The following is a 20,356-nucleotide window of genomic DNA, read 5'->3' as shown; positions in this document are numbered from 1 at the left end:
CGCCTTCCCTGCACTGGGCACTCGCCGCCGGAAGTCATCATGACCTTGTCAGCAGACCTCGACCGCGGCCGCACCGCCTTTGCAGAGCATCGGTGGAGTGATGCGATCAGCGCGTTGACGCGAGCCGAGCAGGATGGCAGCCTGCCGCCCCAGGATCTCGAGCACTTCTCCACGGCTGCGCTCGTCACCGGCCAGGAAACCGTCGGAATCGACACGGCGACGAGAGCCCACGAAGCCTTTCTTGCCGACGGAGACTTCGCCAGCGCAGCCAGGTGCGCCGGCTGGATCGGTATGTACTTGATGGGCATGGGTGACGGTGCGCGCGCCTCCGGCTGGTTCTCGCGGGCCAAGCGGGTGCTTCAGTCGAACCCGGAGCCCTGCTCCGTCGAGGGCTTCCTGCTCATCCCGGCCGCCCTGGGGGCGCTCTACGGAGGAGACGCTGCCAGCGCGGCACGTCTCTTTGGTGAGGCATTCGCTGCCGGTGAACGATTTCACGATTCCGATTTGGTCGCCCTGGCCCAACTTGGGCAAGGCCAGGCGAAGATCGCGCTGGGCGAATTGAGCGAAGGACTGGGTCTGTTCGACGAAGTGATGGTCGCAGTCACTGCCGGGGAGGTTTCGCCGATTCCGGCAGGCATCATCTACTGCGCCGTGATCGGGAACTGTCACCTCGCCTTCGACGTGCGTCGCGCCCAAGAGTGGACGATGGCGCTCGACCACTGGTGCGAAGCCCGCCCGGACATGGTGATGTTCAGCGGTCAATGCCAGGCGCATCGCGCCGAGCTCTACCTTCTGCACGGTGCCTGGGTCGATGCTCTCGAGGCGGCGCAGGCAGCACAGGAGCGGTATCGACGCGGTGACCGGAACGCTGTCTACGGTGCCTGGTATCAGCAAGCGGAGATTCAGCGGTTGCGCGGTGAACTGGAGGATGCCGAGGAGTCGTACCGCCAGGCAAGTCAGGGCGGGTTCGAGCCGCAGCCGGGACTTGCCCTGCTCCGGCTCGCGCAGGGGAAAACGCTGCTGGCTCAAACCAGCATCCGCCGGGCTGGCGACCTTGTCGATCAGGCGACCCGGCTCCTGCTGTTGCCCGGTCTGGTCGAGATCGAGCTTGCCGCCGGCGATGTCGCCGCTGCTCGGCTGGCGGCCGACCAGCTCGCCGAGGTCGCCACCACCGCCGCGATGCCGATGATGCAGGCCATGGCAGACCAATGCGACGGCGCTGTGCTCCTGAAGGAGGGTGATGCGAGAGGCGCATTGAGCAAGGCACGCCGGGCGTGGAGGATCTGGCAGGAGCTGGATGCTCCGTACGAGTCCGCACGCTGCCGGGTGCTCGCAGCACTCGCTTGCCGTGCTTTGGGCGACGAGGATTCCGCGTTGATGGAGTTCGCGGCCGCACGGGACGTATTCGCCGAACTCGGCGCGGCGCCAGCGCTCGCCGAAACGAACGCCTTGGCGCGGACGGATTCTGCCGGCCCGCTGACCGCGCGGGAGCTCGAGGTGTTGCACCTCGTGGCGGCAGGCAAAACGAACCGTGTGGTCGCCGCCGAGCTGTACATCAGCGAGAAAACCGTTGCGCGGCATATCAGCAACATGTTCACGAAGCTCGGGCTGTCGTCGCGGGCGGCGGCCACGGCATACGCCTATAAGCACGGCCTGGTCTAGGAACCCGCTACACAGTTTTACCCATGTGGCCGCCAGGCAGTTTGGGAGATCTTCCCGACGTGCACACCGGATACCGTCCGTAGCGTCGATGGCATGAACATCCCCATCCTCGCCGGCGCGATCTCGACGGCGCTCTTCGCGGTCAGCATGCTGCCCATGCTGCGCAAGGCCGCGCGCACCAGGGACCTGGCGTCGTACAGCCTGAGTTATCTTGCGATGACCAACCTGGCCAACGTCGTGCACTCGTTGTACGTGTTCAGCCTTCCGGTTGGCCCGATCTGGCTTCTGCACGCCTTCTACGTCGTCGCATCCGCGCTGATGCTGACCTGGTTCCTCAGATACCGGAACGGCGCCCACACCGGCATATTCACCCAGTCCCGCATTCTCGAACAGGAGGCAGCATCATGAGCTTCGACCTGGATTACGCATCCGACAAGATTCTCGACACCGTCGTCATCGGTGGCGGACAAGCAGGACTCGCCATCGGCTACTACCTGGCACGGCAACACCGTGATTTCGTCATCCTCGACGCGCACCAGCGCATCGGCGACGCCTGGCGGCTCCGCTGGGATTCCCTCCGCCTGTTCACGCCGGCCAAGTACGACGGCCTCCCCGGGATGCCCTTCCCCGGTGACCGGCTCTCATTCCCCACCAAGGATGAACAGGCCGACTACCTCGAGGGGTACGCCGAACGGTTCGGCCTGCCGGTCTGCACCGGTGTGCGCGTGGATCGGCTGTGGCGAGAGGATGATCGTTTTGTCGTCAGCTCGGGTGGACGTCGATGGAGAGCGGAAAACGTGGTGGTGGCGACCGGCGGCTGCCAGGCACCCCAGGTGCCGACCGTTTCCGGGCTGCTCGGTCAGGGAGTGAATCAGTTGCACTCCAGTGCGTACCGAAATAACAGCCAACTCCGGCCCGGGCCGGTGCTTGTCGTCGGGCTGGGCAACTCGGGCGCCGAGATCGCGCTGGAAGTGAGCCAGACGCATCCAACCTCTGTTTCAGGCGTGCCGAGGGGCGAACTCCCGGTGCGCCACGGCCGGGCGGCGGCACGGTTCGTCCTGCCTTTTGTGCGGTTCGCCGGGATGCACGTGCTCACTCTCAATACCCCCATCGGGCGCAGGCTCGCGCCGACGTTTTCCGCACATGCCACACCGCTCATCCGGACCAAGCGCGCCGAGCTTGCGGCCGCCGGGGTTGGCGCGGTCCCCCGAGTGTCCGGCGCCAAGGACGGAAGACCGGTGCTCGAAGGGAATCAGGTGCTAGATGTTGCGAATGTGATCTGGTGCACCGGCTATCGAGACGATTTCGGGTGGATTGACCTACCGGCCTTCGACCAGGCCGGTCGACCCCGGCAGCGCCGCGGGGTCGTCGAATCAGTTCCGGGCTTGTACTTCCTCGGGCTGGAATTCCTGTTCGCGGTTGTGTCGGCGACCATTCCGGGAGTGGGCCGGGATGCCAGGTACCTGGCCGGCCACATCGCCGCCCGCGCACCGCGCACATCCGGGCGGCAGCAATCGACAGCGAAGGTGTCACGGTGAGCGTGAAGAATCTCCTGCACAACCTGCCTCTGCCTCCAGGGCAGGTGATCGGAATGGTAGCGGCGGCACGCCTCGGCCGGTTCCGTGCGGCCCGGCTACCTGGCCCGCGAATAGTTCGCCGGGCAGCCGGCCCAGGGCTGATGGTGGCCGGATGCGCGTTCATCAGCTGGGCGTTGTCGGAGCGGCGTCGCCACGCTGTCGACGGGTTCGACCTCGAACGACCGCCGACACTGGTGACGACAGGACCGTACGCGTTGAGTCGGCATCCCATGTACGTCGGCTGGTGGCTCATCCACCTGGGATTCGGCGTGCTGCGCGGTTCAGCGTGGGTCTTCATCACCGTGGCCTTGGCGGTGCTGGCCGAGCATCGCGGGGTTCTCGCCGAGGAGAGGATGCTCGTTCAGGCGTTCGGCCCGCAGTACCTGAACTACGCCGAGCGGGTTCCGCGCTATGTCTCGCTCGCAAGAGTAATGAGTTTTGCCGAGCGGTGGTTCACGCCTCAGCGGGCGACCGCACGGTCCGCGTAGCCCGCGCGGCTGGCGCGCTCAACGGCAGCGGGCAGCGCGGCAAGCAGGGCGTCAACATCCGCTTCGGTTGAGGTGTGACCGAGGGTGAACCTCAATGCTCCCAGCGCTTCAGCCTCACTCAGCCCCATCCCGACCAGCACATGGGACGCCTCGGGCACCCCGGCCTGGCAGGCCGAACCCGTGCTCACTGACACTCCTGCCCCGTCCAGCAGGAACAGCAGGGAGTCACCCTGGCAGCCGGGGAACGTGAAGTGCGCATTGTTCGGCAGCCGGTTGACGGGGTCGCCGCGCAGGACCGCGGTGGGAACAGCAGCCTGCACGCCGGCGATCAGGCGGTCGCGAAGCCTGGCGAGCGAAGGAAACGGATGCTGCGCGGCCGCGGCGAACGCGATGGCAGCGGGCGCATCCTGGGTTCCCGACCGTACCTGGCGCTGCTGCCCGCCGCCGTGGATCAGCGGGGTGACGGACGCCGTGCGCGAGAGCGCCAGTGCGCCAATCCCGAGCGGGCCGCCGATCTTGTGCGCGGAGACGCTGAGCGCCGCCAAGCCTGATCCGGCGAAGGACACCGGGATGTGGCCGTAGGCGGCGACGGCATCCGCGTGCACCGGAACGTCGTACTGGGCGACGAGCGCCGTGATCTCGGCCATCGGCTGGATCGTACCGACCTCATTGTTCGCCCAGATCACGGTGAGCAGGGCGATGTCGTCGTGTGACTGCAGGGCCTCGGCGAGAGCATCGAGGCGGATGCGGCCGACTTCGTCGACCGGCAGCCACTCGATGATGGCGCCCTCGTGTTGCTCCAGCCACTCGACGGTGTCGACGGTGGCGTGGTGCTCGCCGTGCGGGACGAGGAGTCTCGGCCTCGGCAGGCTCGGCTGGTCTCGACGAGCTCGACCCGCTGAAGCGGCGGGATCTGCGGGTGCAGCGTTCCGCGCCCAGTAGAGGCCTTTCAACGCAAGGTTGATCGACTCGGTGCCGCCCGAGGTGAAGACCACCTCGATAGGGTCGCAGCCCAGGGAGGCGGCGACCTTCTCGCGCGCCTCCTCGAGCATCCGCTTCGCATTCTGGCCCTGGCTGTGAATGGATGACGGGTTTCCCACCAGGTCCAGCGCGTTGATGAGGGCCTCCCGGGCCTCCGGAAGCATGGGGGTGGTCGCCGCGTGATCGAGGTAGACGGCCATGCTGCTCCAAAATTGGGGGTTTGCGCGCGGAATCTGGCTTGCCCGCGCACTGATTACTCTAGAACGATGTCCTCCGAAGACCCGCTGCAAGACCTGGGCGTGCGTGTGCACGACGCGGGAGGTCAACTGCGCGTGTGGTCTGCGAACGCGACGGCGATGGAGTTGTGCCTCTTCGACGACAACGACATCAACTGGGTGGTCGAGACGGTCGCGATGACCAGGGACGAACACAATGTCTGGACGGCCGCGCATCCGGCCCTCACCGTGGGGCAGAGTTATTCGATCCGCGCCGACGGGCCGGTCTCCCCCACGAACCATTTCATCCCCACCCGCCACCTGCTCGACCCGTATGCGCGCGGCCTCGCCCGCACACCGGAGGGCGGATGGCGCGCGTACGTTCAGGACAACTCGTTCGACTGGGCGGGGGCGCAGAAACCGAACACCCCGCTCGACCAAACGGTCATCTACGAGGCTCATGCCCGCGGCATCTCCAAGCTGAACCCGGCCGTTCCGGAGCACCTGCGCGGCACCTATGCCGGCCTCGCCCATGAGAGTGCGATCGCCGAGCTGAAGGATCTGGGCATCACCGCGATCGAGCTGCTTCCGGTGCAGCAGTTCGTCAGCGAGCAGCGCCTGCTGAACCTGGGGCTTGCCAATTATTGGGGCTACAACACGCTGGGCTTCTTCACTCCGCACACCGGCTACGCCTCGCGCGACGCGCGTTACGGCGGCACGGCAGCCGTCCTGAGGGAGTTCAAGGGCATGGTGAAGCTGCTGCACGAGGCCGGCATCGAGGTCATTCTCGACGTCGTCTTCAACCACACCGCCGAGGAGGGTCCTGGCGGCCCGACCACCAGCCTGCGCGGCATCGACAACGCGTCGTACTACCGGCAGATGGAGGACGGCGACTACATCGACGTCACCGGCTGCGGCAACACCATCAACTTCTCGCTGCCGGCCGCCCAGCGCCTGGTGCTCGACTCGCTGCGTTATTGGGCGAACGAGGTGCAGGTCGACGGCTTCCGCTTCGACCTGGCGACCACGCTGGGGCGCAACGGCGACGTTCATTTCGAGCCGGAGCATCCGCTGCTCCACGCCATCGTCAATGATCCGGCGCTGGCCGGAACCAAGATCATCGCCGAGCCGTGGGACGTGGGGATGGGCGGCTGGCAGGTCGGCAACTTCCCGAACGGCTGGTCGGAGTGGAACGACGGCTACCGCAACCGGATGCGCGACTTCTGGTTGACGGATGTCGCCAAGGCCCGAAAGCACGGCGTCGCCTCCGAGGGCATCGGCAGTATGGCGAGGCGCCTGGCCGGCTCCGCCCACAAGTTCTCGCAGGAGCGCGGACCGCTGGCCAGCGTCAACTTCATCACCGCCCATGACGGCTTCACTCTCGCCGACCTGACGACCTATAACCAGAAGCACAACCTGGCCAACGCCGAGAACAACCGGGACGGCACCGATGACAACCACTCCTTCAACCACGGGGTGGAGGGCCCGACCAACCGCCCGGACATCGTGACCGCCCGGCGCAAGGCGATGCGCAACCTGCTGGGGACGTTGCTGCTGTCCGCGGGTGTGCCGATGATCACCGCCGGGGACGAGTTCGGCCGCAGCCAGAAGGGCAACAACAACGCCTACTGCCACGACAACGAGCTGACCTGGCTGCAGTGGGAGCGCGAAGACTGGCAATGGGACCTGTGGCGAGTCACCCAGAAGCTGTTGCGGTTGCGCCGCGAGAACGCGGCACTGCGGCCGTCCCGTTTCGGTGTCGCCGGCCAAGTGACCGCTTCCGCTACCGAGATGTCCTGGTACAACGCCGAGGGTGAGTCGATGTCCATCGACGACTGGGACTCCCCGGAGGAGCGCACCCTGCAGTACTTCGCGTCGTCGACGCCGGAGGTGGAGGTGCCGAACAGCATCCTGCTGGTGGTGAACGGCATCGAGGAGCAGAAGACCGTCACCCTGCCAGAGCACGAGGGCGTCGCCGGTTACGTGTTGCTGTGGGACAGCGCCCTGGACGACACCAGCCCGGATGCGCACGCGCCCGGCACCGAACTCACGCTCGCGCCCACCTCGATGCAACTCTTCCGGGTCGAGTAACGATGGCACTCGGCACCCCGGCCACCGTCGCGCTCAGCGCTGCGGGCATCCGCTTCACCCCGCACGCCTACCAGCACGACGCCTCCGTCACCAGCTTCGGGCTGGAGGCGGCGACGGCCCTGGACCTCAACCCGGAACGGGTGTTCAAAACGTTGCTGGCGGATGTCGACGGTCGCCTCGTCGTCGCAATCGTTCCGGTCACCGGGATGCTCGACCTCAAATCGCTTGCCGCGGTCGCTGGCGGCAAGAAGGCCGCTATGGCGGACCCTGCCGTCGCCGAACGGAAGACCGGCTATGTCGTCGGCGGCATCAGCCCGATCGGGCAGAAGACGCAGCACACGACGGTGCTCGATGAGACGGCAGAACTCTACGACTCCGTGTTCGTGAGCGGTGGCCGGCGCGGGTTCGACATTGAACTCGCACCGGCCGACCTGGTTGCCGTCACCTCAGCGACGGTCGCGGCGATCGCGCGGCCCTGACGCGTCAGGCAACTGGAGCGAATCGGCCTTGTCGAGCGGAGCGGCCCGGAAAAGCGGGTCGAGCTCGTCGAGACCAGTCGAGCTTGCCGAGGCTCGCCCCAGTATCTCGTCGGCCCGCGCCAACTCGCGATCCCGTTCCTGCTCGCGCGCCAACCGACGCTTCTTGGCGCCGGCGGCAATCCCGCTAGCGACCATGTAGCCGGCGTAGATGAACAGCGCGATTGCAATGGCGGGGATGATCAAGGCTCTGCTCTGCCCGTTGAAAAGGTTGTTCACATAGCCGATCCACGGAACGCTGTACCAGACCTTTCCCTTCAGCTGCACCGGTTGCACCGGCACGGCATCTGCCGCGCCGTTGGCGTCGCCCTTGGTTGTGAAACTTCGTTCACCGTTGGTCAAATGGCTGATTGAGATCACCCGGTGAGTCACCACTGCTGTCTCACCAGACTTGATCTGGTAGGTAATCGGATCGCCGATCCGGATGTCTTGTGCATCGATGGGCTTGACGATGACGAGCGTTCCCGGCGGGTAGGTCGGCTCCATGGAACCGGTCAGCACTGTCATGGGGGTTGACCCGGTTACGGCCGGGACGACAATAACCATGACCCCGACGAGTAGCACGAATGCCAGTAACCCGGCGCTGAGACCAACACCCAGATAGTAGAGAATTCCCCTCGACTTATTCTGGTCGCCGTCTCCGGCTGCTCGCCGCTCACTCATACGAGGGTCTCCGCTTCGGCTTTCTTGCTCCAACGCCGCACCACGAGGAAAACAGCGCCACCTAAAACGGATGCTCCGATCAGCACGAGAACCAAGTACTCCTCGAAGAGGCGCCAGGTATTGGGGTCGATGCCAAGGAATTCTGGCACGTTGAGCACGGGAAGGTCCGTATCCGGCGAACCTGCAGCCGTGGGAGGCGCGTCTCCTTCCGCAGCTGCGCCTGAACCGCCCACACCCGACATCGAGGGCCGCGCCGGTTGTTGGGGCACGACGGGGAGCACCGTTCCGCTCCGCCCGCATTCCGTCGGGGGCAGTTGCTGAACGGTGCCGGTGAGCGCGACGCTCAGGGCAGCGTTGGCTGTCGCGCCCTGGCCTGCCTGGCCGCGCAGATCGCCCAAGGACAGCGACGTCGTCACACGGACGACTTCACCGGGCGCAACAACTTGGCCCTCGAGCAGCACCCAGCACGGGTTAGCTTCAAGAATGGTCACCGGCGTCCCGACGTGCCCAGGAGTGCTGACACCCAGATTCAGGGCGTTGGCGAAATCGGAGTTGCTCGTGACCACGTCGCGCAGGGTTATGCGTAGAAAGCCCGGCTCCGTCGAGGAGTTGCGCAGATAGAACAGGGACTCATCGTTGTCCCCTGGCACCAAATTCGCGAGGCTGGTAAACAGCGCGCCGGAATAGGTCGAGTTGTAGCTCACCCCATCAGGGCTGACTTCGACACCGCCCGGAGCGGCAGCGGCCGGGCTCGCGGTCGCCAGTCCGGTCAGCACCAACCCGAGGGCGACCCCGGGTGCGATGAGACGCCACAGAGGGGTCATCATGATGCGCATTCCAGAGTCACATTGCCGCTGGATCCACCAGTCTTCTTGACCGGGAACTCCTTGTAGGCTCCCGGGTGCTGTGCGTCGCTCACCCGGATCTTCAGGTTCGCATTGCCTGACGGCCACGCAAGGTCGGCATAGATGGACATCTGGGTAGGGGTGTTCTCTTTGAGAAGGGGAGACCTGATTGGGGTCACTGTGGTGCCGTCCACGAGATAAGCGTCATAGAGGTTCGTGGCCGTGTGGGGCCAGGAGAGGATGACACCTCGACCATCAGTTGTTAGCCCGCAACTCAGAATGGCGCCCGTCCCTGCTGGCACGGTCGTTGCGACCCCGGTATGTGTTGCGGATGCCAACCATCCGCTCGCGGCGTTCGGCGAGATGGTTGACGTCACTGTGGGGGTGATGGTGAACCCGTCTTCACCGCCGAGTTGGCTGTGCGTACTGTCAACGACGCGTACACAGAACGTCGCACTGGCACCCGGACCCAGGTTGAGCAAGACCGGGGGGATGGCACCCAACTGTCCCGTTGTAGCACCGGATGGGGTCGGCTTCACGGTGCAGGCAGTCGTGTTCTGCCACACGGCGACAGTGAGATTCGCAGTCCGGGCCGCTGGGGTGACGGTTGCGCTCAGTTGCGAGGAGACCGGCATGGTCCGGGTCGTGCCTTGGGTGGCGTTGGTCGCGGTAAATGAGCCGTTGCTGGTGAAAACACCCTCATCGAAGGCAAAGGCGTTGAGACCGGCGAAATTGGTGATGACGGCAATCTGCCCGCCTTGCACGGTGCTGGTCCCGGTTGCCTGGGAATTCCAGTATGCGTAGCTGACACCGGCGCCGGATGCCACCAGCAGCGTGATCAGCAGCGCCACTCCGCCGCTGTGGATCAGGTTTCGGCGCAACGGGTTCTCGAGGCTCTTCCTGAGGCGACGCGAACGGGATGTCTTCATGATGATCAGGCAACCTTCTGCGTTGCGGTGAAGACAATGGTCAGGGGAATCGCCGCTCCCCTGCTGGCATCTGACGCCTCATCCTTCAGGGTCACTTCGATACAGGCCTCAAGGCCCTGGCCGGCTGACCACACGCCCACCGCGGACTGCACCGTGAGGGAGTCGGGGGCGGCGAGGTTCGTCGATCCTGGGGGGCAGGCGCCTGGAAGAATCTCCACCCGGTAGTCGCTCACGGCAGCGGATGTGGAACTCGCGACGACCGTGACGTCGGCAGGCACCGTTCCGGTGTTGGTGAGCGTCACCGCTTGCTGCACGCGGTCCCCGGGAAACATTGCCCCCCACGGTGAAGAGTCGATCATCGTTGAAGATCCGTTGTTCACCAGAAGAGTGAGCGAGCCAGATTCCACGACACCGGCGTTGACCGGTGATGAGTCCGTCCAAAGCCCGTAGGTTCCGCCGGCGGTAGCCACGACAATGAGCGTCGCTCCCAGCGCGGCGGCTGAGACGGTGAGCATGCTCTTGATCAGAGCCGCGTGCTGGCGTACTGCGGGTGCGGGCATGAACATGGGGTCACCTCCTGAGGCGAGAGGGGAAGGAGGGGGAGGGTGCGCGGATCGGCGGTCGGCGGGCGCGAAGGAGGAAGCTGCACCCGCCGACAACCGTGCTGTTACGGAATCTGCGTAATCGTGATGATCGCGCCAGACAGGTCCAGCGGAGTGCTGCCTGCTTGAGAGGTGGCGCCGCTCGCATCGAACGGGAAGTCAACCGTGATCGTTGCAACAACCGTGTAGGTGTCGGCGCCCAGGTCGGTGAAGTCCGTGACTGCGACTCCGTCTGAGCCCTCGACATCGAAAGTCGACGCCACGGTTGCGCCGGTGATTGTGGAGGTGACGGTGTCAGTGACATTCTCAGCAAGCTGGAACGAGAGGTTGTCGCCAACAGCGGTGATGGTGAGCGTTTCCGTGTACACGAGCTTGTCACCGGGCACGATCCGGTACGCAGCAAGCGCCGCCGCGTTGAGAGTCGTTTCTGCACCGCCGGCGTAGGCCGCAGTCCACTCGCCAGCCTCCTCGACCGAGATGTCCAGCTGCCCCGCTGTTACAGTACCGGCCGAGGCGAGAGTCGCACTGTCGTTCCAGTAGGCGAGCGTTCCGGCCCCACCGAGCAGCAGTGCGATGCCGGCTGCACCGGCGATTGAACCCTTGACGAGCTTGTTCATGGTGTTTCCTTTCGCGACACCGCGAAGGGCGTCGGGTTATGGGCCCGACTGACCGCACACCATTCCCCCAACGCACTGCGATCAGACACAGCACGCCGTTGGAGCGCGTTAAGACATTCGGGTTGTCTTCTTGCCGGCCTCGGGGTTAAGGCGAAACCGACGGGTGGTGAAACTATTGGGTAGTGAAACTGTGGGTAGTGGAGCGCCTGAAACCTGGGTGAGGTTTCGGGTGTTTATCCCCGCATAAAACCCTACAGAAGCGGAATTGGGCGGACAACGGATGACCTCCCCCCAGTGGTGGGGGCACAAGCCATGTCCGCAGCAAGGGGGACAGACAGAACTGGCCGTGTCCCCCATCCGAACGAGCTCCCTGCGAGAGTCTCGTTCCTTCAACCCCAAGAGGGTACGGTCGAGTAATGGCAGCCGATTTTCACGCACAAGTCGGGCGAATTCCCATCCGGCAGCTCAGTCCCCAGCAGCCCGAAAACCTCTGGCCCGCCACGAGCTTCTCCGGCGAGGTGGTGCCGTTCCAGGCCACCGTCTTCAAGGAAGGCCACGACGTACTCGGCGTCGACCTGCTGCTGACCGACCCTGAAGGCAGCCAGACCATCCACCGGATGCACGCGGTCGCCCCGGGCACGGATCGCTGGCAGGCAGACGTGCAGCTCGAGAACGCCGGCAGCTGGTCGTGGAGCGTCCAGGCCTGGGTTGACGACTACGCCACCTGGCTCCACGACGCCGAGATCAAGGTGCCCGCCGGCATCGACACCGAATTGATGCTGACCATGGGGGCGGCGCTCCTCAAGCGGGCCGCAGCCGGCGACTCCGCAAGCAAAGTGCTGAAGGATGCCGCCAGGGCCGTCGCCAAGAAGTCACTGAGCCCCAAAGAGCGCCTCGCGGCAGCCGCCGACACCCGAGTGGTGTCCGCGCTCCACGCCAAACCGCTCGCCTCACTCGTGACGCTGAGCATGCCGCTCACGCTCCGGGTGGAACGCACCCGTGCCGCGGTCGGCAGCTGGTACGAGTTCTTCCCCCGCTCCGAAGGCGCCAAGCAGAAGAAGGATGGCAGCTGGACGAGCGGCACCTTCCGCACGGCCACTCGCCGCCTGCCCGCGATCGCCGGCATGGGCTTCGACGTCGTCTACCTGCCGCCGGTCCACCCGATCGGCTTCAGCTTCCGCAAGGGCCCGAACAACTCCCTGAACCCCGGGCCATACGACCCGGGCTCCCCGTGGGCGATCGGCTCAGCAGCCGGAGGTCACGACGCGATTCACCCCGACCTCGGCACCGAATCGGATTTCGTCTCCTTCCTGGGTTCAGCGAAGAAAGCCGGGCTCGAGGTGGCGATCGACCTGGCCCTCCAGTGCTCCCCCGAGCACCCTTGGGTGACCGAGCATCCGGAATGGTTCACCACCCTCCCCGACGGCTCGATCGCCTACGCCGAGAACCCGCCGAAGAAATACCAGGACATCTACCCGCTCAACTTCGACAACGATCCGGACGGGCTCAGCGCCGAAATCCTGCGCGTCGTCCGGCACTGGATCTCGCTCGGCGTCCACATCTTCCGGGTCGACAATCCGCATACGAAGCCGCTGCGCTTCTGGGAGTGGCTACTGCACGAAGTCAACACCGAGCATCCGCAAGTCGTCTTCCTGGCTGAAGCGTTCACCAGGCCGGCCATGCTGCGAGCCCTCGCCCAGGTCGGCTTCCAGCAGTCGTACACCTACTTCACCTGGCGCAACACGAAGGAGGAACTCGAGGAGTACCTGCAGGAACTCTCCCACGAGACCAGCGACTACCTGCGCCCCAACCTCTTCGTGAACACCCCCGACATCCTCACCGAATACCTGCAATTCGGCGGGCCGGCCGCCTACAAGGTGCGCGCGGCGATCGCCTCCACTGCGTCGCCCACCTGGGGTGTGTACTCCGGCTACGAACTGTTCGAGGATGTCGCCCGGCCCGGCTCCGAGGAGAACATCGACAACGAGAAGTACGAGTATCGCCCCCGCGATTACGCCGCGGCGGAAGCCGAGGGCCGCTCGCTGGCGCCGTACCTGAAAGTGCTGAACCGCATCCGCTCCGAGCATCCGGCCCTGCGCCAGCTGCGCAATCTCGACGTGCACTGGAGCGACGACCCGTCGATTCTCGTCTACAGCAAGCACCTGGACGGCAAATACATTCGCAGCGGGCGCAGCGACGCGGTCATCGTGGTCGCCAACGTCGACCCGCACGCGGTTCGCGAGACCACCGTGCACCTCGACTTGACCCGTTTCGGCCTGGAACCGGATGCGACGGTCGAGGTCACCGACCTGATCACCCGCGAGAAATTCAGCTGGGGAGCGGACAACTACGTCAGGCTTGACCCGTTCACCGAGCCGGCGCACATCCTCAGCGTGGATTTGAGTCAGCGAGGGACGCGCTGATGTCCAAGGTCACCGCCAAGCCCGCCCCCGACCTGCCACCGCTCGACCATGACGTGGTCGCCGCAGTCGCCCAGGGGCGTCACGACCAGCCGCACTCCATCCTCGGCATCCACCGGGTCAGCGTCGGCAACGTCATTCGCGCGGTCCGCCCGCTGGCATCCGCGGTCACCGCGAAACTGGCCGACGGCGGCCGAGTCGCGCTCGCCCACCTGGCCGACGGCCTCTGGCAGGGCGCGGCCGCCGGCGAGCCGCAACCGTACACGCTGGAAACGCTCTACGACGATGGGCCGTCCTGGGAGTCCGACGACCCGTACCGGTTCCCGGCGACCGTCGGCGACCTCGACCTGTATCTCTTCGGCGAGGGCAGGCACGAACAACTGTGGCGGATGCTCGGCTCCCGCCTGCGCACCGTCGACGGCGTCGACGGCACGGCGTTCGCCGTCTGGGCGCCCCACGCCGGGGCGGCCCGGGTCATCGGGGACTTCAACTCCTGGAACGGCGTCGGCCACCCGATGCGCCGACTCGACGCGGTGGGCGTCTGGGAGCTGTTCGTACCGGGAATCGCCGCAGGCGCCGCCTACAAGTACGAGCTGCTCACCGCCGACGGCGCCTGGGTGCAACGCGCCGACCCGATGGCCCGCTACACCGAGGTTCCGCCCGCCACGGCATCCGTTGTCGGCAGCAGCTCCTACAGCTGGGGCGACGACAAGTGGATGCGGTCACGCGTCGACCCTCACGACCAGCCGATGAGCGTGTACGAACTGCACGTCGGCTCCTGGCGGCCCGGGCTCGGCTACCGCGAACTGGCCGATCAGCTCATCGACTACCTCCACGACCTCGCCTTCACCCACGTCGAGTTCATGCCGCTCGCCGAGCATCCGTTCGGAGGGTCCTGGGGCTACCAGGTGACCGGGTACTACGCGCCGAGCAGCCGGTTCGGGCATCCGGACGACCTGCGCTACCTCATCGACCGCCTGCACCAGGCCGGGATCGGCGTGATCGTGGACTGGGTTCCCGCGCACTTCCCCAAAGACGAGTGGGCGTTGGCCAACTTCGACGGCCAGCCGCTGTACGAACACACCGACCCCAGGCGCGGCGAGCAACTCGACTGGGGAACGCTGGTGTTCGACTTCGGGCACTCGCAGGTGCGCAACTTCCTGGTCGCGAACGCCCTGTACTGGCTGGAAGAGTTCCACCTCGACGGCCTGCGGGTCGACGCCGTGGCATCCATGCTCTACCTCGACTACTCGCGTGAGGAGTGGTTGCCCAATATTCACGGCGGCAACGAGAACTATGAGGCGATCAGCCTGCTGCAGGAGGTCAACGCCACCGCCTACAAGCGCAACCCCGGCATTGTGATGATCGCCGAGGAGTCGACCAGCTTCCCTGCGGTCACCGGACCCACCGCCAGCGGCGGGCTCGGGTTCGGCCTCAAATGGAACATGGGGTGGATGCACGACACCCTCCAGTACATGCAGGTCGACCCGATGTACCGTTCGCACCACCACCACGACGTGACGTTCAGCTTCCAATACGCGTTCAGCGAGAACTTCATCAACCCGATCAGCCACGACGAAGTCGTGCACGGCAAGGGCTCGCTGCTCGGCAAGATGCCGGGCGACCAGTGGCAGAAGCTGGCGAACATGCGCGCGTACCTCGCGTTCATGTGGGCGCACCCCGGCAAGCAACTGCTCTTCATGGGGCAGGAATTCGGCCAACCGTCCGAGTGGAGCGAGCAGCGCGGACTCGACTGGTGGATCCTCGACCAGCCAGTGCACCAGGGGCTCCACCACCTGGTCGGCCAGCTGAACCGCGTTTACCGCGCAGAGTCGGCGATGTGGAGCCTGGACAGCGACCCCAGCGGCTTCACCTGGCTCGTGCGCGGCGACGCGACCAACAATGTGGTGGCATTCCTGCGCTGGTCCGCCGACGGCTCACCGATCGCCGTGCTCATCAACTTCAGCGGCATCGCGGTCGGCCCCTACCGGGTCGGACTGCCGTTCGCCGGCGAGTGGGACGAAGTGATCAACACGGATGCCACGGTGTACGGCGGCTCCGGAGTCGGCAACCTCGGCGTGGTCACCGCCACCGAGCATCCGTCGCACGGCATGCCGGCGTCAACGGAGCTCACCCTGCCACCGCTCGCGGCTCTCTGGCTGAAGCCCCGCGCCTAAGCGGGTCGAGATGCGGCGCTAGTAGAGGAGGGTTGTCAGGCGGCGGCGGGCTGCGACCACGCGGGGGTCTTCCGCGCCGGCGATCAGGAAGTAGTCGAGCAGGCGCGTGCGCACAGCATCCTTACCCTCCGGATCCAGCGTCGGGAACAGCGTGAGGAGACGGTCGAACGCGTCGGCCAGGTGGCCGCCGGAGACATCCAGGTCAGCCACGGCAAGCTGGGCGGCAAGCTCCTGGGGCGCGTTCCCCGCAGCGGTGCGGATGTCTGCCGCGCTGACCCCCTGAAGCCGGTGCAACAGCGATACCTGGGCCAGCCCGGCCATGGCGAGATCATCGCGCGGGTCCTGGGCGATGGCCTTCTCGTACGAGGCGATTGCCGACGGGTAGTCACCGCGGGCGATGGCGTCGTAAGCCTCCTGGTGCAGCGGCGGCAGCGGTTCCTCCACCGGCTCCGCGTTCGCCTCAGCGGGTTCAGCCTCGTCGGGTACCACCGTTCCGGTCACGCCGTTCTGGGCCGCCACCTCGAGCACCTGGTCGAAGACCTGGCGCGCCTGGTCATCCGGCACCTGCCCCTGGAAAAGCGGGACCGGACGCCCGCCGACGACGGCCGCAACCGTCGGCGCCGCGGTGACGTTGAATGCCTGCTGCAGCTGGGGGTTCGCCTGAGCGTCCACCGTCGCCAGCATCAGCCGTCCGCCGAACTGCGCGACCAGCTTCGGAAGGGAGGTTCCCGGCTCCCCCGCATAGAACTCGACGATCACCGGCACGGTGTTCGACAGTTCCAGGATGCCGGTGAAGTTCGCGTCCGTCGCGTCGACCACCAGGGACGGTACCTTCAGGGGGCCGGCAGAGTCGGCCGCAGCCCCGGGAGCCGAACCCGCGGAGTGCTGGCCGGTGCTCGGTGGGCGGACCAGCGAGGAGAGGTCAACCGCTCCCCGAAGGTTGGACGCAGAAATATCGGACACTACAACTCCTTTGCGGCTACGAGGTTCTCGCTGAAGCCCAGCAAGACGATCTGGTCGCTGCTGGCCGCCGGCGGGACGTAGAACAACAATTGATAAGCGTACGTGGCCGACACACCATTGGTGGTCTTGGTGACACCGGAAAGAGCCGCCGTCGCCTTTTCCGGGCTGAGGATGGAGCCGGCCTCCTTCGGCTTGGCCGTCTCCAATTCCGAGATGCTGACCGTCACGATGGCGCCAGAGTTCAGCGAGGCCATCGCAATCGGCTGGCCAACGCCCTCGGTCGTTGAATATTCGAGGGTCGTCGTCGACAGGGCTTCCGCCCGCGCAGCCTTGGCTTCAGCGCCAACCCCAGGGAGCAGCGCGTCACCCTCGTAGTCGAACAGTTCGTAGTACTCGCTCTTCGGGCCCAGCATCATGACGTCGGCATACGCGGTCGCCAACTGCCCCGGCGGCAACCTCAACATTTTGTTGGCCGGGTCCTGGCGCACTGCCCCGACAGTCGCAGCCGCGAGGTCGGGGAGAACGGCGTTGGCTTCCAGGACGACCGCGTACGCGACCTTGTACGGTTCGCGCGGGGTCTCCTGCACCAGCATGAGCGCGGTGGGGATGACGGCAGGCTCCACCGGTTCGGCGGGAGCCTCTTCGGCGGGAGTCTCTTCCGCCGGCGCCTCCTCGACTGGCGCATCGGTCGCCGTCGGGGCCTCAGGCTCGGCGGCCTTCTGGATGACGGTGAACACGGTGCGCGGCCAGACATCCGACTGCTGCGGAAGGGTCAACTCGACGGGTCCGGCCGGAATCGCCGGCGGCGGCTCGATCGAGTTGTCGACCGTCCTGATCGCGTAGTTCGCTTCGCGCAACTGCAACGCAGCGCCGGTGAACCGGGTCTTAGCCAGCTCGGGGTCGCGGTCGGTATCCGCCTGGGCTGCAACAGTGGAGATGCGCTCGACGATGCCTTCCAGTTGCGACACGGTGACGGCGGGTGTCTGCAAGAGCTCGTCCGTGGACATCGCCGTAGCGCTGGGAGTCGGCACGTTCTCGACTGTGCGACCGGTGATGAAGTCGGGCAGGTCTTCCACCGAGCATCCGCTCAGGACGATCGCGCTGACCAGCACAACCGGCAGTGTGACCGTCATCCTGCCAGCGGAACGCCTGCCGCGCGGATTCTCGATCGCCTTCGGCTTGCCTCGCACGGCCTTGGTGGCCTTGCGGTAGTTGTAGCGGGGCTTGCTCGGCAGCTTCGGTTGCGACGGAGGCTTGGGCGACTTACGCCGCGGACCCCTGGTCTTGCGGAGGTGCGCGAGGGCCCACAGGTAGAGCCCGAGGCCGAGGAGGAGGAACAGCACTCCCCCGATGAGCAACGGACCGGACCACGGGGCGCGATTGTCGACAGCCCAGGTGACCGCCAGCTCGGACGGGGCAGGCTCCACGCCGTCGGTCATGACGATGACCGACACGTCCTGGGGCACGTTCACCGTGAACTCGAGGGAGCCCTCGCTGGTGTACTCGCCAATCCAGAGGTCTGACCCTTCCGGCGCGATCGCCTCATCGGTCGAACCCTTCACCAATTCGCTGGTGAGCTGGCTTGTCTCGCTGTCGTAGGTGACGTGGTTGTACGACGTGTCGCCCGCCCATGCCACGAGGTCGCCGCTGCGCCCATAGGCCGCGAAGACCTTGTCATCGAACGAGTCGCCGATCTCGAGCTTCTGGCGACCGTCCCTCGCGTTCAGGGCGGACCCGTCGATGATCGTGATCGGGGCAGCTTCCTTGACCGTCACTTCGGATGTGGCGCGGTCGGGCTCCGCGAAGACCGTGCGCTGGGCGATGCCAAGACCGATCAAGCCGAAGGCGATGACAAAGCTCACAATGGCCGCAACAAACCTCAAGTAGTTACTCCTCTCGTGTTGCCTGGCCGGGTCGAATAGTTGGTAAGCGGTGGACGACCGCAAGCGGCATCTACCCGCCTGAGGGCGGGAACATGCAGTGCGGATCGTTCATTGACCCGTAATGGCACAGACAAGACGCTCCAGATTACCCGAGCACCCTGAAAGCTGCCTAACAGCGGCCTGAACGCGACCGGCGGATGCCCACCGTTGCAGGCATCCGACTTCTGTTCGGGCAGCGCCTTGACGCTAAACTCGGATAGCTCGGGCTGAAACCAGCTCGCACAGGGCTCGCCAGGCCGACAACTCACGAGGAGACCATCGTGCCCAATGACGACGAAGCGTTCAGTACCGTCATGCGCGGGTACAACCGCGAAGAAGTAGACAGCGCCGTCCAGGACCTCCGGCGCGAGGTCATCAAGGCGAACACCGATAAGGCGGATGCCGCCAAGGAGATCAAGCGGCTGACCGCCACTGTCGCCGACCTGCAGTCTGAGATCGAGGAGACCGGGAGCCCGACCTACAGCGGCCTCGGAACAAAACTCGAGAACACCCTGCGGGTCGCCGAGGAGCAGTCCACCAGGCTCATCAGCCAGGCCGACATCGATGCGGAGAAGCTGCGCAGCACCGTGCAGGCCGAAGTCACTGCACTGCGTGAAGGGGCCGCTGCGCACGCCGAGAAGGTGGTCGCCGAGGCGACCGCGAAAGCCGAAGCTGCGCTGACTGCGGCGCAGGAGGAGGCTGCTGAACTGCTGGCGAGCGCGAACGCCCAAGCGGAACTGACCACCCAGGACGCCCTGCGTGAAACGGCCGCCATCCGGGGCGCCGTCGCGACGGAAGCAGCAGAGACGCGGTCGACAGCGAAGCGTGAAGTGGCCGCCCAGCGCGCCGAAGCCGATCGCGAGGTGTCGGAACTGCGGGCGGTCGTCGGCAGGGAGGTCGCCGAGGCGCGGGAGCAGGCTGCCGTGCTGGCGAGGGACACCGAGAGGGCCAGGGCCGAGTTCGAGTCGGAGAACGAGAAGCAGCGAGGTGACCTGGCGCGCGACATCGAGCAGCAGCGCGGCGACCTCGCCCGCGATGTGGAGCAGCAGCGAGGTGACCTCATCCGAGACGCCGAGAAGCAGCGCGCGGACCTCGCCCGGGAGGTCGAGACCACCCGTACCGAGCTCACTCGCGAGGTGGAGACCACCCGCGCCGAGCTTGCCCACACCGTCGAAACCACCAAGGCGGAGCTTGAGCGGGAGGTTACCGAGACACGATCGTCGCTCGAACGGGAGACCAGCGAAGCCCGCGCCAAGCTCGAGCTCGACACTGCCAGGGAACGCGCGTTCCTGAAGCTGGAGACGGATGAGGCCAGGGCGGCCGTGGCGCTGGAGACGGACGAAGCCCACGCGGCGCTCAAGCGGGAGACCGACGACGCACGCGCAGCGCTCAAGGCGGAAATGGACGAGGCGAGGGCGAAGCTCAAGCGGGAGACCACGGCTGCACACGCGAAACTGGCGCAGGAGTCTGCTGCGCGCCAGGCCAAGCTGGAGCAGGATACCGCCAAGGCGCACACGGCGCTCGAGCAGGAGACTGCCGAGGTCCGTACCGCCCTGGAACAGGACACGACCGCCACCCGCGAGGCGCTGGAGGCGGAAGCAGCGGCCACCCGCGCCGAACTCGAGAAGGAGATCTCCGAGGCGAGGGCCAGCCTGGCCCACGACGTGG

The 20,356-nt window shown here is 66.0% G+C and carries 16 protein-coding genes; 8 read left to right on the top strand and 8 right to left on the bottom strand.

The window, feature by feature from the left end; all coding sequences use genetic code 11:
* The first annotated feature begins 39 nt into the window (after positions 1–39).
* From ACX3PH_RS06250 to ACX3PH_RS06235, 4 genes are all read left to right on the top strand, one after another.
* On the top strand, positions 40–1,662 hold the full coding sequence (locus ACX3PH_RS06250) for a helix-turn-helix transcriptional regulator (RefSeq protein ID WP_459090517.1): 1,623 nt from the start codon (positions 40–42) through the stop codon (positions 1,660–1,662).
* A 93-nt stretch (positions 1,663–1,755) separates the two neighbouring features.
* Positions 1,756–2,070, top strand: a complete 315-nt coding sequence (locus tag ACX3PH_RS06245; protein WP_459090515.1) for a hypothetical protein — start codon at positions 1,756–1,758, stop codon at positions 2,068–2,070.
* Positions 2,067–3,200, top strand: coding sequence for a flavin-containing monooxygenase (locus tag ACX3PH_RS06240; protein ID WP_459090513.1), 1,134 nt, complete (start codon positions 2,067–2,069; stop codon positions 3,198–3,200). Before ACX3PH_RS06245 ends, ACX3PH_RS06240 begins: the two co-directional genes overlap by 4 nt.
* Entirely contained in the window at positions 3,197–3,727 is a 531-nt protein-coding gene (locus ACX3PH_RS06235; RefSeq protein ID WP_459090511.1) for a methyltransferase family protein, read from the top strand. Before ACX3PH_RS06240 ends, ACX3PH_RS06235 begins: the two co-directional genes overlap by 4 nt.
* Here the strand turns inward: ACX3PH_RS06235 and ACX3PH_RS06230 are convergent.
* Positions 3,700–4,908: a cysteine desulfurase family protein gene (locus ACX3PH_RS06230; protein ID WP_459090509.1), complete on the bottom strand. Its 1,209-nt coding sequence runs from the start codon at positions 4,906–4,908 to the stop codon at positions 3,700–3,702. The genes ACX3PH_RS06235 and ACX3PH_RS06230 overlap by 28 nt on opposite strands.
* Before the next feature lie 66 nt (positions 4,909–4,974).
* Here ACX3PH_RS06230 and glgX point away from each other — a divergent pair, with 66 nt between their 5' ends.
* Together glgX and ybaK are read left to right on the top strand one after the other, a co-directional pair.
* Positions 4,975–7,014 carry a glycogen debranching protein GlgX gene (gene glgX / locus ACX3PH_RS06225; RefSeq protein WP_459090506.1) on the top strand — a complete coding sequence of 680 codons (2,040 nt, stop codon included), beginning with the start codon at positions 4,975–4,977 and terminating at the stop codon, positions 7,012–7,014.
* A 2-nt stretch (positions 7,015–7,016) separates the two neighbouring features.
* Positions 7,017–7,493, top strand: coding sequence for a Cys-tRNA(Pro) deacylase (gene ybaK, locus ACX3PH_RS06220; RefSeq protein WP_459090504.1), 477 nt, complete (start codon positions 7,017–7,019; stop codon positions 7,491–7,493).
* On the opposite strand, the gene ACX3PH_RS06215 is transcribed toward ybaK, so the two are convergent.
* The 5 genes from ACX3PH_RS06215 to ACX3PH_RS06195 form a co-directional block, all read right to left on the bottom strand.
* Positions 7,461–8,213, bottom strand: a complete 753-nt coding sequence (locus ACX3PH_RS06215; protein ID WP_459091444.1) for a signal peptidase I — start codon at positions 8,211–8,213, stop codon at positions 7,461–7,463. The genes ybaK and ACX3PH_RS06215 overlap by 33 nt on opposite strands.
* On the bottom strand, positions 8,210–9,040 hold the full coding sequence (locus ACX3PH_RS06210) for a hypothetical protein (protein ID WP_459090502.1): 831 nt from the start codon (positions 9,038–9,040) through the stop codon (positions 8,210–8,212). The genes ACX3PH_RS06215 and ACX3PH_RS06210 overlap by 4 nt, the downstream gene beginning before the upstream one ends.
* A complete protein-coding gene (locus tag ACX3PH_RS06205; RefSeq protein ID WP_459090500.1) occupies positions 9,037–9,987 on the bottom strand; it encodes a hypothetical protein in 951 nt (316 codons plus the stop codon). The genes ACX3PH_RS06210 and ACX3PH_RS06205 overlap by 4 nt, the downstream gene beginning before the upstream one ends.
* Before the next feature lie 5 nt (positions 9,988–9,992).
* A complete protein-coding gene (locus ACX3PH_RS06200) occupies positions 9,993–10,553 on the bottom strand; it encodes a TasA family protein (RefSeq protein ID WP_459090498.1) in 561 nt (186 codons plus the stop codon).
* Positions 10,554–10,654: 101 nt separating this feature from the next.
* A complete protein-coding gene (locus tag ACX3PH_RS06195; RefSeq protein WP_459090496.1) occupies positions 10,655–11,206 on the bottom strand; it encodes an alternate-type signal peptide domain-containing protein in 552 nt (183 codons plus the stop codon).
* A 416-nt stretch (positions 11,207–11,622) separates the two neighbouring features.
* On the opposite strand from ACX3PH_RS06195, the gene ACX3PH_RS06190 reads away from it, so the two are divergent.
* Positions 11,623–13,629, top strand: a complete 2,007-nt coding sequence (locus tag ACX3PH_RS06190; RefSeq protein WP_459090494.1) for a maltotransferase domain-containing protein — start codon at positions 11,623–11,625, stop codon at positions 13,627–13,629.
* Positions 13,629–15,803, top strand: a complete 2,175-nt coding sequence (gene glgB / locus ACX3PH_RS06185) for a 1,4-alpha-glucan branching protein GlgB (RefSeq protein ID WP_459090492.1) — start codon at positions 13,629–13,631, stop codon at positions 15,801–15,803. The genes ACX3PH_RS06190 and glgB overlap by 1 nt, the downstream gene beginning before the upstream one ends.
* A gap of 18 nt (positions 15,804–15,821) precedes the next feature.
* On the opposite strand, the gene ACX3PH_RS06180 is transcribed toward glgB, so the two are convergent.
* Positions 15,822–16,766, bottom strand: coding sequence for a tetratricopeptide repeat protein (locus ACX3PH_RS06180; protein WP_459090490.1), 945 nt, complete (start codon positions 16,764–16,766; stop codon positions 15,822–15,824).
* A complete protein-coding gene (locus ACX3PH_RS06175) occupies positions 16,766–18,649 on the bottom strand; it encodes a hypothetical protein (RefSeq protein WP_459090488.1) in 1,884 nt (627 codons plus the stop codon). Before ACX3PH_RS06175 ends, ACX3PH_RS06180 begins: the two co-directional genes overlap by 1 nt.
* Between the last annotated feature and the right edge of the window lie 1,707 nt (positions 18,650–20,356).

The organism is Homoserinimonas sp. A520 (genome assembly GCF_054489245.1).
Note: the sequence above shows the minus strand (reverse complement) of the source record. Positions and strands in the feature narration are given on the sequence as shown.